Source organism: Acidimicrobiia bacterium (genome assembly GCA_012959995.1).
GTDB lineage: Bacteria > Actinomycetota > Acidimicrobiia > Acidimicrobiales > MedAcidi-G1 > MedAcidi-G2B.
Map to the genome: position 1 here is coordinate 32,824 of DUCC01000010.1, position 14,055 is coordinate 46,878.

The following is a 14,055-nucleotide window of genomic DNA, read 5'->3' on the forward strand; positions in this document are numbered from 1 at the left end:
TGCAGCAATGAAGATTTCATCACGCGACCGGGAACTCCTCACCCTGGCCATACCGGCCCTCGGGGCACTCATCGCCGAACCACTTTACGTGTTAGCCGACACCGCAGTGGTCGGCCACCTGGGCACGGTACCCCTCGCTGGGCTAGCCGTAGCCTCCGCTGCTTTGCTGCTGATCTACGGACTGTGTTTCTTTCTGGCTTACGGAACCACCGCCGCCATCGCTCGCCTCACCGGAGCCGGAGAAGAAAAACGAGCCGCCGAACACGCCGTACAAAGCCTCTGGCTAGCAATCTTCCTCGGCCTAGCTCTCGCCGCCGGAGGCACTTTGGCCGCCACTCCCCTGCTGCAACTCTTAGGCGCCCGCGGCGACCTCCTTGCTCACGCCAGCATCTACTTTCGGCTCAGCATGTACGGTGCGCCCGCCATGCTGGTCATGTTGGCCGGAGTGGGCTACCTGAGAGGCATAAAAGACACCGTGCGACCCCTTTGGGTAGCCATCGGCACCGCACTCTTGAACCTGGTTCTTGAATTAGTACTGATCTACCGTTTCGACCTGGGGATCGGCGCCTCCGCTATGGCCACCGTGGTCGCCCAATGGGTAGGAGCATTCTGTTACCTCCTTTGGATCAGCCGAGCCATCCGCCCCCACCACGTATCACTCACTCCCGACTTTGCCGCCATGCGGCGCCTGCTAACCGTGGCCGGCGAACTACTGGTGCGCAACATGGCCCTGACCAGTACCTTCGTGACCGCCACCGCAGTAGCGGCCCGCATTGGCACCATCGACGTAGCCGCCCACCAAATAGCATTTCAAGCCTGGTTCGTTATGGCCATGTCCATGGACGCCATGGCCATCGCCGCCCAAGCCATGATCGGCAACCTGTTGGGCGCCGGCCGAGCCGACGAAGCCCACTTGGTGGGGCGCCGCACCATCGTTTGGTCAGTAGGCATCGGCAGCGCACTTAGCGTGGTGCTCTTCCTTGCCCAAACGCCTTTCGCTCAAGTCTTTTCCGCCGACCCAGCGGTCATAGCCCTCTCCGGCTTTTTAGTAGTTCACGTAGCCCTCATGGGGCCGCTCTCTGGCGTGGCCTTCGCTTTGGACGGGATTCTGATTGGCGCCGGCGACCAACGCCACATGGCCAAAGCCATGGCCAGCGCCGCGGGCATCGGCATACCCGCCATCATCTTGACCAGGGTCGCCGGGCTCGGCATCGGCTGGGTTTGGGGCGGAATTTGGCTCTTCATGCTGGCCCGCACCAGCCTGCTTTATCGCCGCTTCTTAAGTGGCCGGTGGCAAGTAACCGGGGCTTAGCCGGCAGCCCGTTGGGCCAAAATCTGGTTAACTAATTTGCCGTCAGCCTGCCCGCGGGTGGCTTTCATAATTTGACCAACAAAGAAACCAGACTTCTTTTTCCGTTCGCCCTCGTCACCCTCAACGTAAGCAGCCCAGTCATCCGGGTGCGCAGCAATGATGCCGTCCACGATGTCGTCAAGTTCTGAGGTATCCATGGCTTCAAAACCATGAGCGGCGGCGGCCGCTGCCGGGTCGCCGCCCGAAGCCACCAAATCGGCCAACACTGTTTTGGCTTGGGTAGCCGACAATTCGCCACCGGTTTCCATAGCCACCAAGGCTGCGAAAGACTGGGCAGAAAGTTCCCCGGCACCGTCAGCCAAGTTGTTTACACAATGCACCAACACCCGAGCCGCATCAGCACCAGATTCGATCGTTTCAAACGCCAAATCATCCAGCCCTCGCTCAACCACTAAGGCCGCATCAACAACCTCACCCTGTGCAGCCTCGGCCAGACGAACCCGACGCTGGCGCGGCAACATGGGCAAACTGGCCGCGATCTTCGCAATCCATTCCGGCGAAGGATCAACCGGGACCAAGTCTGGTTCAGGAAAATAGCGGTAATCGAAAGCTTCCTCTTTGGAACGCAACTTGTGGGTACGACCCTCGGCTTCATCCCAATGACGGGTTTGCTGCTCAATACGTTGACCCGACGTCAACAAATCAACCTGCCGCCGAGATTCATATTCGATCGCACGACCCAAAGAACGCAACGAGTTAATGTTTTTTACTTCGCAACGAGTGCCAAGTTCTTCAGTACCCATGGGGCGCACCGACACGTTGCAATCCACCCGCATCGAACCCTCTTCCATTTTGCCATCCGAAGCCCCGATGGCTACCAAAATAGAACGTAACTCAGCGACATAACCGCGGGCCTCTTCTGCACTACGCAAATCAGGAGCCCCCACAATTTCAATCAACGGCACGCCAGCACGGTTGTAATCCACCAGCGAATAAGTGGCCTCGTGGATACGGCCCCCACCGCCCACGTGCGAGCTCTTACCGGTGTCTTCTTCGAGGTGTGCTCGTTCGATCATGGCTTTACGGCCACTAGGCAACTCCAACCAACCGCCTTCGTTGATCGGTAAATCAAACTGAGAAATCTGATAAGCCTTGGGCATATCAGGGTAAAAATAGTTTTTCCGGGCGAACACCGAGCGTTGCACTTTACAGTTCAAAGCCAACCCCACCCGAATAGCCAACTCGATAGCTTTTTCGTTAAGCACCGGCAACGAACCAGGCAAACCCAGCGACACCGGGTCAATATTGGTGTTGGGTTCGCCACCAAACACGTTGCGAGCCGACGAAAACATTTTGGTTTGGGTCGCCAACTCGGCGTGCACCTCTAAACCAATCACCACTTCCCAACCGTCAAGCACATCGCCGCTCATTGGGCACCCCCAGATTTTTCTAGCACCGCGGCGGCCCGGAACATGGTGGCCTCGCCCATGGCGGGTGCCAAAATCTGTACGCCAACCGGCAAGCCATCGTCACCCACCCCGAAAGGCACCGACATCGCCGGGTGGCCCGCCAGGTTCGAAGGAATAGTGCACACATCTTGTAAATACATTTGCATCGGATCTTCTGTTTTGTCGCCCAAAGGAAACGCCGTAGTGGGCGCCGTTGGGCTAATCAACAAGTCAAACTTTTCGTACGCCTCAGCAAAATCTTTCAAAATCAAGGTACGCACTTTTTGGGACTTGCCGTAATAGGCGTCGTAGTAGCCGGCCGACAAGGCGTAAGTACCCAACATGATGCGGCGCTTAACCTCGTCACCAAACCCTTCGGTTCGGGTGGCCATCATCATCTCGTTGGTAGTTGCCCCATCGGTTCGAGGGCCAAACCGCACCCCGTCGTAGCGAGACAAGTTCGACGAAGCCTCCGCTGGCGCAATCACGTAATAAGCCGACAACCCGTACACCGTGGCCGGCACCGAGGCCCGCTCTACCGTGGCCCCCGCAGCCGTTAACGCTTCAACAGCGGCATCAAGGCGAGCCAACACGTCAGGAGAAATACCCTCAACACCGTGGCCGCTGAGTTCATCCAAAATACCAATCCGTAAACCCTCAACGCCTTGATCAAGCACCGAAAGCAAGCCAGGGGCAGGTTCAGCAATAGAAGTGGAATCCAACGGGTCGTGGCCAGAAATAACTTCCAACAACAACGCCGCATCGGCCACCGTGGCCGCAAACGGGCCAATCTGGTCCAGGCTGGAAGCAAAAGCCACTAGGCCGTAACGTGAAACCCGACCGTAAGTGGGTTTCACCCCCACCAAGCCGCAAAGCGCTGCTGGCTGACGAATAGACCCACCGGTATCGCTACCCAAGGACAATGGAGCAAAACCCGCCGCCACCGCAGCAGCAGAACCCCCCGACGAACCCCCCGGCACCCGACTGGTATCTAACGGGTTGCGGGTCGGGCCAAAAGCAGAGTTTTCCGTTGAGCCGCCCATAGCGAACTCATCCATATTGGTTTTACCAATGATTACCGCACCAGCAGCAGCCAAACGTTGCACCACCGTGGCGTCGTAAGGAGGCTTCCAGCCTGCCAAGATTTTTGACGAACACGTAGTAGGCACCCCACGGGTACACATGTTGTCTTTCAAAGCAACCGGCACCCCAGCCAACGGGCCCAACTCTTCACCGGCCGCCAAACGGGTATCAACATCTGCCGCCTCTCGGCGGGCCTGTTCGACCATCACCAAGTTAAAAGCATGAATCTCGTCTTCTCGAGCATCGATAACTGCCAAATGTTCTTCAAGAACATCAACAGCCGAACGCTCACCACTTCGGATGGCCGCCGCCAATTCGAGAGCGCTCATGCGTTGCCTCCCAACGCTGGAGGCACCCGAAACTGGTGATCCTCCACACTAGGGGCGGCCGCCAAAACCTCGTCCCGGTCCACCGGTTCACCCGGCACATCGGGCCGCAACACGTTGACCAGCGGCAAAGGATGCGAGGTGGGTTCCACCCCAGTCAGGTCCAACGCTTCAAGGTCAGTCGCATGGCTCAAAATGTCAGCGAGTTGGCCAGTAAAGGCCTCAAGTTCTTGATCAGTTAACGACAGGCAAGCCAAACGAGCCACATGGGCTACATCGTCACGAGAAATAGGATCGGTCATGAGGTTTGAGGTTAGAGGGCTAGCGGGCAGCGCCCACCATAAGCCGGCGGTTGTTTCATCTGGTGATCAATTCAATAGTGTCCGTCGGGACCGCTTCTTCGTCGGCCATCGGGTTTTGACCGATTACTTCGCCAGCCAACGGGCCATCAACAGCAATCACTCGAAAGCCCGCTGCTTGCAGACGAGCCTCCGCTGCGTCGAGCGACAAACCGATTACTCCAGGCACCGGGCGAGGCATAGGGCCTTGAGAAATCGCCAACATGACGACCGAACCGAACGGAACTTCCATGGTCTCTGCCGGGCTCAACGAATCAACCGCACCCACCCCTACCGCTTCGCTAAATACTTCGGACCGCTCAACCACAAAACCCAGCGACAGCAAAACCTGTTCAACTTCGTCAGCCGTACCGCCCACCAAACCATCAGGAATGACCCGCGGTGCTGGCCCGGTTGACACGATTAAATCAACCGCACCCCCGCGAGGTAAATCATCCGCCAAGAACAACACCTCAGCTACCAAACCAAAATCCACTTCTTCGCTGGCTGTTTCAACAACCGCACCCACCACCAACCCGACCTCTTCAAGAAGTCGGGTGGCTTCTGCCAAGCTCACCCCGGCCAAGCCAGTAGGAATCTCCACCCGAGTAGGGCCCAACGACACGATGACCGACACCACTTGGTCCACATCAAAGATGGCTCCCGCGGAAGGGTCGGTCCCTAAAACTTGGCCCTCAACCGTGCCATCACGACGCTCATAACGTTCTTCAACCGTCCACCCGAGATCCATCAAACGCAAATGAGCTTCCTCAATGGACCGTCCAGCCAAAGAAGGCACCACGCTTTGATCAACCTGCATCCCTTGCCAAAGCCAAGCACCCCCCACCGAAGCACCGGCCAACAACAACACGGCCAACAACATCGCCGGCCAACGACGTTTAGGGCCCACCGGACGCACCGAGCGTTCTCGAGGAGTAGCAAGCGGAGGCGAAACCCTGGGCGCCACCATGGTCGCTTCCCCCGGCAAAGGAGCAGCCCCCACCTCACCCGGGCCCACCAAAGGCAACGGTTCGGGGCGAGACATTTGCGGCGCCGCACTCAACAACATTTTCCCCAACTCAGCGGCACTCGGGCGATCCACGGGTTCAGCGGCCCCCGCTTTTTGCACAATGGGACCCAAAGGACCCAACGCCGCAGGCACCGGAACCGCTTCGCCGTCTCGAGCCCGCAAAGTACCCAACAAAGTGTCAGCCACAAACGGCACATGGCCCGTTACCGCCTCCACCAAAACCAAAGCCAACGCATAAATATCAGATCGCCCATCTAACATTTGGCCTCGAGCTTGTTCCGGCGAGGCATAGCGCACCGTCCCCACCATGCCTTCAGCAAAAATCTCGGTATGTGAAGCCTCGGCGAGCGCTCGCGCCAACCCAAAGTCACCGATACACATGCGGCCGTCTTGGTTAAATAACAAGTTGGCAGGCTTGATGTCACGATGCACCAAACCTTGCCCATGGGCGTGATCCAAAGCCCGGCAAGCGTTAAGCCCCAACATGAGTGCCTGAGCGGGGCTCAACGTGCGGCCCGTAGACAACATGGAGCGCAAACTCCCGCCCCCCAAATACTCCGTTACCAAATAAGCCGACCCATCAACACCCCAGTCGTAAATAGCTAAAACATGGGGGTGATTCAAAGAAGCCACGGTGCGCGCTTCAGAGCGAAAACGCTCAACGAACTCTTGATCGCCGCTCAACGAGGGGTGCAACACTTTGACCGCTACTCGCCGTTGCAAGTTCGTGTCGTCGGCGGCATAAACCGTGCCGGAGGTTCCGGTACCCACTGCTTGGCGCAACAAGTAACGACCGTCAAGCAAGGTGCCCGAGAGATCGGGTGTTTGGGAAGAATTTCTTAGGTTATTCACCCTCGCTACGTTACTACCCGAATCGGCTCGCTAACCTCGCCTAGGTGAACCGTCGTAACGCACTTGTCATTGCTGTCTTGTTGGCCCTCGGCGCCGGAGCCTTCGTGGCTGCGTCTTTAGCGGGCGGCGACAACTACGGCGACGTGAGCGTAGACACCAACCCAGCCGTTGTGGAGTTACTTCCGCCCCGGGGAGACACCATTTTGCCGCAATCAAATGTAGGCATCATTTTGGCTTCCGGTTGGGCCGGAGAAATTATTCATATCGGCGGCACAGCCATACCTTTAGACCAGCAACGCATCCAAGCCGCCCTGAACTCCGTCATTTTTCGCCCCGACGAAGGTTTAGCTCTCGAACGGCTCCCCGCTCAAGAAGTTTGCGCCCGAGTTAGATACTGGCCCATTCGCACCCCCGACCAAACCCAAGTCTTTGACTGGTGCTTCCGGGTAGACGGATAGCTAAGCAGGCAGTTGGCCGGTAGCGAGCAACTCGGCGAACTGGATTTCGTTAAGCACCGGAACACCCAACGTTTCAGCCTTTCCGAGTTTCGACCCGCCGCCCGCACCAGCCACCAACGCAGTGGTGGCTTTTGAAACACTGCCCGGGGACTTGCCGCCGCGAGCCAAAATGGCTGCTTTGGCGTCGCTACGGCTCATGGTTTCTAACGTCCCGGTAACCACCACGCTGAAACCTTCAAGGGTTTGTTCTTGTTTATCGCCTGATGCTTGCGGCGCATTGAGATTCAGGCCAGCCGCTCGCAAACGCTGGAGCAACTCTTGGTTGTGATCAAGGCGAAGCCATCCATGCACCGAGGCCGCGATGATAGGACCCAACCCTTCAACGGCTTCAAGGTCTTCTTGCGAAGCTCGCTCTAACCCATCAAGATCGCCGCAAGCATCGGCGATGAGATCGGCCACCGTGGTGCCCACGTGAGGGATACGCAAACCAAACAACAGTCGCCCCAACGGTCGTTGCTTTGCGGTTTCTATCGCCGCCGCCAAGTTGTTGAGAGATAATTCTCCGAAGCCTTCAAAAGCGGCGATGCGTTCGAAATCCAAAGTGAAAATGCCCGACACATCAGAGAGCAGCCCTTCGGTGACAAAAAGATCAACCCTTTGTTCGCCGAAGCCTTCGATATCCATGGCTCCCCGAGAAACAAAATGTTCAAGACGCCCACGTACCTGTGCCGGGCAAGCATGATTTGGGCAGAAAGTAGCCGCCTCGCCTTCGGGCCGCACCAGCGTTACGTCACAAGTTGGGCACTCCGTAGGGAACCGCCACGGTTTACGACTAGAGGGACGGTCGGCCAACACCGGGCCCACCACCTCTGGAATAACATCACCGGCTTTGCGTACGATCACCGTGTCGCCAGGGCGCACATCTTTAGCCGCTACCTGATCAGCGTTGTGCAGGGTTGCCGCGGCAATAGTTGACCCGCCCACGAAGACCGGTTCCAGACGAGCAAAAGGTGTGGCTTGACCGCCAGCCCCAATAGAAACCTCAATGTCGAGCAGCGTGGTGGTGCGTTCTTCGGGCGGCAACTTGTAAGCCATGGCCCAGCGGGGGGCACGAGCGGTTGCCCCTAACCCCGTTTGCAACCCCAAAGCATCAACCTTGACCACTACCCCATCGATCTCGTAGTCCAAGTCGTGACGTATTTTTTCAACATGGTTTACGTGGTCAATCACTTGGGAAAAACTTGCGAAGCGTTTTGTTTTCTGATTAACCGGAAACCCCAAAGTGCCCAGCCAAGTCAACATTTCGAGATGCGAAGCAATCTCAGGCCCCTCGATCATCTCGCCCAAGGCATAAGCCCAAAATGACAACTTGCGGGTGGCAGTCACCTTGGCGTCTTTTTGCCGCAACGAACCGGCCGCCGTGTTGCGAGGATTCACGTACAATTTTTCTTCGGCCGCTGCTTGCCGAGCATTCAGATCAGCAAAAGCTTGGAGACCCATGTAGACCTCGCCCCGTACCTCAAGTACTGGGGGCGCCCCTGGGGCAAGTTCTTGAGGGATCCCAGCAATGGTGCGCACGTTCGGCGTGACGTCTTCGCCTACTTTTCCGTTCCCTCGAGTGGCGGCCTGCACCAATACGCCATCTTCGTAACGCAGTGAAACCGCCAAGCCGTCAAACTTCAATTCGCATACCCAAGCAGGCTCTGGGGCCTCATCACCAAGTCGCCGCCGCACCCGGTCGGCCCAAGCCGTCAACTCATCGGTATCAAAAGCATTGTCTAACGACATCATGGGCAACTGGTGCGCCACCTCAGCAAAAGTATTGATAGTTGACGCCCCCACTTGGTGAGTGGGTGAATCTGCAGTAACCAGTTCTGGGTGTTCGGCTTCTAAACGATGCAGCTCGACTAGTAAAGCGTCGTAGTCGGCATCGGGGATTTCTGGGGCATCTTGGGTGTGGTACAACTCGTTGTGGTGCTCGATTTGGGTGCGCAAAAGAGCCGCTCGAGCCGCCGCATCTTGAGAATCTTTAAACTTTTCCACCTCTTCATTCTACCCTCTCGGTGTGACAGGGCCGGGACGCTCGCCAACCCTCTAACGTGACAGGGTGAATGACGTTTCTCAACGCAACGAACAAGTTGCCCTCTGGGCCCTACGAGCCCTCTGGCTTGCCCTGCCAATAACTTTGGGCCCACTGTTGGCCACCAAACTTGACCCCGTAGACCTGCCCGGGCGCAGCGTGCTATCGGTCGGACTTTGGCTACTTTGGGGTCTCGGTTTTTTCTCTACCCTGCTTCCCCGACCTGCCACCCTGACCGTCGTACGCTTCGGCTCAGCAGCGCTCATAGGTCTAGTTATCTTTGCCGCCGGATCTACCCTTGATGCTTCACTTGTTGCTGGAGCAGCCAACGTGCTGGCCGCCCTCTTGGTCAGTGCCAGCGCCCCCCTCGGCGGAGTATTCGTCGACGGCGTTTCTTACGGAGACGAACGGCGCTTTCTGCTACGCGCCCCGGCCTTAGTGGCCACGTTGCTGCGCCCCCTTGCATTAATAGTCGGGGTAGCCGGGCTGTTTACCGGCCCATGGTTGCTGGTCAACCAGCACCTAATTTCTGGGCTCATTTTTTTAGTAGCGGGCTGGCTTTTGTTCGCTTTGGTCGTGCGTTCATTGCATCAACTCAACCGGCGATGGGTGGTTTTGGTACCCGCAGGATTAGTTCTCCACGATCACCTTTCGCTAAACGAACCCACCTTGTTCCAACGCCACGAATTAGCCCAAGTAGGGCCGGCCTCCTCAGAAAGCACCAGCCTTGACCTGACCCAAGGTGCCTACGGATTGGCGCTCGACGTACGTTGCGCCACCGAACACGAGGTGTGGCCAACCTCAACTAGTGGCGTAGCCGAAGCCACCAGCATCGCTGGATTACTGTGCGCACCGGCCCGGCCCGATGCGCTGTTGGCCGAAGCCGCTAAACGCAAGATGCCGGTCGGTTAACCAGCAATCGCTCCACCAATTACCTGGTCGCCGTCGTAAAACACCACGGCCTGGCCCGGCGCTACCCGGCGTTGCCGCTGCGCCCAACGAACCTCGTTGCCCGCCAACTCGGCTTCCATAGGCTGACCATGGGCACTAATTTGCGCCAGCACTGGCCCAGCAAAAGGTTCTTCTGCCCACGTAAAATTTTTCACCGGGGTGACCTTCACCAGCAAATCGGCCGCCGAACCAACGGTCACCGTGGCTGACGGCACGTCTACTGCTATGGCGTAACGCGGGTCAGCGCCCCCCACAGTGGCCACCCCCTTGCGTTGCCCGATAGTCACCATTTCTACCGACTCAATCTTGCCCAATTCATTACCGTCGGCATCAACCACTCGGCCCGGGGTAAGAGAAATTCGTTGCCGTAAAAAATCTTGCCGTCCATGTTGTTGGGTAATAAAACACACGTCTTGGCTATCGGGCTTAGTGGCCGTACGCAGGCCTAAAATGGCCGCTCGTTGCCGCACCTCATCTTTGGTCATCTCACCCACCGGGAGATCTAAAGCAGCCAACTGTTCTTGACCCAGCATATGCAAAACGTAGGACTGATCTTTAGCGGCATCAACCGCTCGAGCCATGCGGTACACCCCGGCCGCCGTTTGCACCACCCGCGCATGATGCCCAGTAGCTAAACGCTCAAAACCCAAGGCCTCTACCCGGCGATGCAACAAGTCGAACTTAATATGGCGGTTGCATTCCAGACACGGGTTAGGGGTCAACCCCGCCGCATGGGCCGCCACATACGGCTCCACCACATGCTGATCAAAATCTTCACTCATGTTGAAAACATGGTGATCGATACCCAAAGTGTCGGCCACCCGGCGGGCATCGTCCACATCAGAAACCGCACAACACCCTGAGTCAGACTCGCCACCCCATAAACGCAAAGTCACCCCAACCACTTCGTGGCCGGCTTCAATCATCAACGCCGCCGCTACTGAGGAATCCACCCCGCCCGACATGGCCACCATGACTCGGCTCATCAGGCGTACTCCCGCAATCGAGCCACCGCCGGAGGAATCACCTCAAGGGCGTGATCTATTTCAGCCTCGGTGGTGGTCCAACCCAAAGACAACCGCAGCGCGCCCTCAGCAACCTGACGATCTACCCCCATAGCCGCCAACACATGCGACGGTTCTTGCGCCCCACTGGCACACGACGACGCAGCACTAGCCGCAATGCCATCTTGTTCCAAAAGAAACAGCAGCGACTCGCTGGCTATCCCACCAAAGCACAGATGTGCTACCAACGGGGTGCGTTCAGCACCAGAGGGCAAACTGCAGGTGGTGTTTTCAACCGTCCTTAATAAGCCAGTTTCTAAACGATCCCGCAACGCACCCACCCGAGCAACCACCGCGGCGCGTTCATCCATAGCCAAGCGCAACGCCGCTCCAAGCCCCACAATGGCTGGCACGTTTTGGGTACCGCTACGGCGTTCACGTTCTTGCCCGCCGCCACGCAGCACGGGCCGCAAGGGGGTTCCTTTTTTGGCCACCAGAGCACCCGCTCCTTTGGGGCCCCCAATTTTGTGTCCAGTCAAGCTAATCAAATGAGCCCCGGCACAGTGGGTGGCCAGATCTATCCAAGCGGTGGCCTGCACGGCGTCGGTATGCACCACCGTGGTAGAGGATTTTTCGGCCACCAAAGCCGCTACCTCGGCTACCGGATTAATGACACCGGTTTCGTTATTGGCCAACATGACCGACACCAAGGCCACGTCGTCAACGGCATCAAGAATCTCAGCCAAAGTAGTTAGATCTACTCGACCGGCCTTATCGGTGGGGGCGATAAGGCCGCCAGATTCTTGCACGGGTTCCAGCACCGCCGGGTGTTCAGTAGCGGAACAAACCGCCAAACCGCCGGTAGCCCCCAGAACCCCATCGACCGCCAAATTGTCGGCTTCCGTGCCACCACTGGTAAACACCACATCGCCAGGGTCACCGCCGACCAACTCGGCCACCAAATCACGCACATCATCGATGGCGCGGCGGGCTTCTCGCGCCGACTTGTGTGCCCCCGACGGGTTACCAGGATGGTCAGCCAACCAAGGCACCATGGCGTCAATAACCTCCGGACGGGCCGGGGTTGACGCTGCGTGATCCAGGTAAGCCTCCATACCCCAAGGCTACGACCAAAAGCCAACCACACCCCTAAGCCAATAGATGGGGACTGTCCCCATCTGTTGGCCGAGATGAGACGTGGGACCTGGCCCCATGTTTCATCTTGGAAGGCGGGGTAAGTTGGTGGCAGACTATAGGAGTGAAGAACTACACAGCACGCACTTACGGCGACCGGCACGCCGCTGTTTACGACGAGTGGTACGGCGACGACGGCGGTATCGCTCTCACCCGCATCGGAAACCCCGACCAAGTAGCCACCCACGTCGCCCACCTGGCCGACGGCGGACCAGTTCTTGAACTCGGCGTGGGCAGCGGGCGCCTGGCCCTCCCCCTGGCCGCTCAAGGCCTCACGGTTACCGGAGTGGATGCCTCGGCCGCCATGTTGGATTTACTACGAGCCAAACCAGATGCCGACCAAATCACTTTGATAGAAGGCGACATGGCCGACCCGCCCGGGCTCGCAGACAACTCTTTCGCCGTGGTGCTGGTGGGGTTCAACACTTTTTTTAACCTGACCACCTTGGCTGCCCAGACCACCTGCATGGCCAGCATCGAGCGGCTGCTGCAACCCGGCGGGCACCTAGTTATCGAAGCCTTTGTACCCGCCCCCGACGGCCACGATGGGCTCACCGTACGCACCGTAGAACTCGACCGAGTGTTACTGGACGCCGTACAAATAGACCCCGAGCAACAAACCATCACCGGCCAACGCATAGAAATAACCGAAGACGGCAACCGCTTGTTCCCCTACCTTTTGCGCTACCTCACCCCCGAGCAATTCGACCAAATGGCAGCCCAAACAGGGATGGGCTTACTCACCCGCCACGAAAACTGGGCCGGCGAAGCATTTACGAAAACCTCCGGCACCCACGTATCGGTGTGGCAAAAACCCTTGAACTAATCCAAACGCCCGGTAAGCAACGGGAGGTCAAGCGACTGACGATCAGAGCGCTTAAGTTCAGAAAAAGTAGCGAACTTCGTGAGCGTCAATGCCGCATCATAAAGCTCAAGACAATCAGCATCGCTTTCCGGCACCGCCGAAATAACCGGACCAAAAATAGACGGGCCATCGGGCGGGCCAAAAGTCAAAATAGGGGTACCTACATCGCTCCCGGCGCGACCCACTGCGGCCTCCGTTTCTGCTCGCAACAGGTCATCCCAAGAATCATCTCGGTAAGCAGCGGCGTAATCAGTTGAAAAACCGGCCGCCGCCAACACCGCACACAAATGTTCTTCGGTAGCAATATCAGCCCGATAATCAGCGCCGGGTTCCAACACCCGATGCCAAATAGATTGACCAAACGCCTCATATAACGGCCCCATAGCCTCCGCACCTTCAATGTCTTGAACCGCCGCCGCCACCCGCAACATGTAGCGACCCTTCATATGTGACTCGGCGTAGCCCTCAGGAAATTCGGCGCCGTAATCTCGCTCTTCATTCAAAATAGAAAGGTTAATAAACCGCCAACGCACGGTGAGGCCACGCAAAACAGCTACTCGACGCAGCCAGCGAGAAGTTTGCCAAGCAAACGGGCAAATAGGGTCCCAAAAAAACTCAATATCGTGATGACTGGTACTGTCCATAGACACACCTTAGAATCTGGCCGACCCCAACCAAGCATCAGGAGCCTCCATACCCCCCCATTTGTCAAGAAATAGACTTCGAAATCAAAGGCGACGACCGGCAATTCGTGGAAATCGGCTTAGACCCCGGCGAAACCATGGTGCCGAAGCCGGCGGCATGATGTTTATCGAAGAAGGCATCAACTACTCCATCGAACGAGCCGGAAACCTAAAATCAATGGTCTTCGGCGGCGAAGGAATTTTCTTAGCCACCCTGCAAGGCACCGGCAAAGTATGGCTGCAAGCGCTGCCCTTCTCTCGCCTGGCCGACCGCATTTTGGCCAACGCACCCTCCGCTGGCGGCACCTCCACCGGCCAAGGATCCGTCCTCGGTGGTCTCGGAAAAATGTTCAGCGACTGACCACCGTGTAACGCGGGGACAGTCCCCGTATTCAATTTTTTTGTCTACATTTGAAATTTAGACAAGACAG

The 14,055-nt window shown here is 57.6% G+C and carries 12 protein-coding genes and 1 pseudogene; 5 read left to right on the forward strand and 8 right to left on the reverse strand.

Annotated features, from left to right (window positions below):
• Positions 1-7: 7 nt before the first annotated feature.
• On the forward strand, positions 8-1,312 hold the full coding sequence (locus tag EYQ49_02300; protein HIG24711.1) for an MATE family efflux transporter: 1,305 nt from the start codon (positions 8-10) through the stop codon (positions 1,310-1,312).
• On the opposite strand, the gene gatB is transcribed toward EYQ49_02300, so the two are convergent.
• From gatB to EYQ49_02320, 4 genes are read right to left on the reverse strand one after another with little or no spacing between them, the layout of a single operon-like run.
• Positions 1,309-2,742 carry an Asp-tRNA(Asn)/Glu-tRNA(Gln) amidotransferase subunit GatB gene (gene gatB / locus EYQ49_02305; protein HIG24712.1) on the reverse strand — a complete coding sequence of 478 codons (1,434 nt, stop codon included), beginning with the start codon at positions 2,740-2,742 and terminating at the stop codon, positions 1,309-1,311. The two genes, EYQ49_02300 and gatB, sit on opposite strands and share 4 nt — an antisense overlap.
• A complete protein-coding gene (gatA, locus tag EYQ49_02310) occupies positions 2,739-4,172 on the reverse strand; it encodes an Asp-tRNA(Asn)/Glu-tRNA(Gln) amidotransferase subunit GatA (GenBank protein ID HIG24713.1) in 1,434 nt (477 codons plus the stop codon). The genes gatB and gatA overlap by 4 nt, the downstream gene beginning before the upstream one ends.
• Positions 4,169-4,471, reverse strand: coding sequence for an Asp-tRNA(Asn)/Glu-tRNA(Gln) amidotransferase subunit GatC (gatC, locus tag EYQ49_02315; GenBank protein ID HIG24714.1), 303 nt, complete (start codon positions 4,469-4,471; stop codon positions 4,169-4,171). Before gatC ends, gatA begins: the two co-directional genes overlap by 4 nt.
• A gap of 55 nt (positions 4,472-4,526) precedes the next feature.
• Positions 4,527-6,389, reverse strand: a complete 1,863-nt coding sequence (locus tag EYQ49_02320; protein HIG24715.1) for a serine/threonine-protein kinase — start codon at positions 6,387-6,389, stop codon at positions 4,527-4,529.
• A gap of 44 nt (positions 6,390-6,433) precedes the next feature.
• On the opposite strand from EYQ49_02320, the gene EYQ49_02325 reads away from it, so the two are divergent.
• Positions 6,434-6,847 carry a hypothetical protein gene (locus tag EYQ49_02325; protein HIG24716.1) on the forward strand — a complete coding sequence of 138 codons (414 nt, stop codon included), beginning with the start codon at positions 6,434-6,436 and terminating at the stop codon, positions 6,845-6,847.
• Here EYQ49_02325 and ligA read toward each other — a convergent pair whose 3' ends face one another.
• Positions 6,848-8,890: an NAD-dependent DNA ligase LigA gene (ligA, locus tag EYQ49_02330; GenBank protein HIG24717.1), complete on the reverse strand. Its 2,043-nt coding sequence runs from the start codon at positions 8,888-8,890 to the stop codon at positions 6,848-6,850.
• Positions 8,891-8,954: 64 nt separating this feature from the next.
• Here ligA and EYQ49_02335 point away from each other — a divergent pair, with 64 nt between their 5' ends.
• A complete protein-coding gene (locus EYQ49_02335) occupies positions 8,955-9,839 on the forward strand; it encodes a hypothetical protein (protein HIG24718.1) in 885 nt (294 codons plus the stop codon).
• Here the strand turns inward: EYQ49_02335 and mnmA are convergent.
• The gene (mnmA, locus tag EYQ49_02340) at positions 9,836-10,864 is read right to left on the reverse strand and encodes a tRNA 2-thiouridine(34) synthase MnmA (GenBank protein HIG24719.1); all 1,029 of its coding nucleotides are present in this window, start codon (positions 10,862-10,864) and stop codon (positions 9,836-9,838) included. The genes EYQ49_02335 and mnmA overlap by 4 nt on opposite strands.
• Complete coding sequence (locus EYQ49_02345) at positions 10,864-11,997, reverse strand: cysteine desulfurase (GenBank protein HIG24720.1); 1,134 nt, start codon at positions 11,995-11,997, stop codon at positions 10,864-10,866. Before EYQ49_02345 ends, mnmA begins: the two co-directional genes overlap by 1 nt.
• Positions 11,998-12,050: 53 nt before the next feature.
• Between EYQ49_02345 and EYQ49_02350 the strand changes: the two genes are divergently transcribed.
• Positions 12,051-12,902 (forward strand): class I SAM-dependent methyltransferase, encoded by an 852-nt coding sequence (locus tag EYQ49_02350; protein HIG24721.1) that lies wholly within the window; start codon positions 12,051-12,053, stop codon positions 12,900-12,902.
• On the opposite strand, the gene EYQ49_02355 is transcribed toward EYQ49_02350, so the two are convergent.
• Positions 12,899-13,585: a hypothetical protein gene (locus EYQ49_02355; GenBank protein HIG24722.1), complete on the reverse strand. Its 687-nt coding sequence runs from the start codon at positions 13,583-13,585 to the stop codon at positions 12,899-12,901. The genes EYQ49_02350 and EYQ49_02355 overlap by 4 nt on opposite strands.
• Before the next feature lie 175 nt (positions 13,586-13,760).
• Here EYQ49_02355 and EYQ49_02360 point away from each other — a divergent pair.
• Positions 13,761-13,985 (forward strand): annotated as a pseudogene (locus EYQ49_02360) (TIGR00266 family protein).
• The last annotated feature ends 70 nt before the right edge of the window (positions 13,986-14,055 follow it).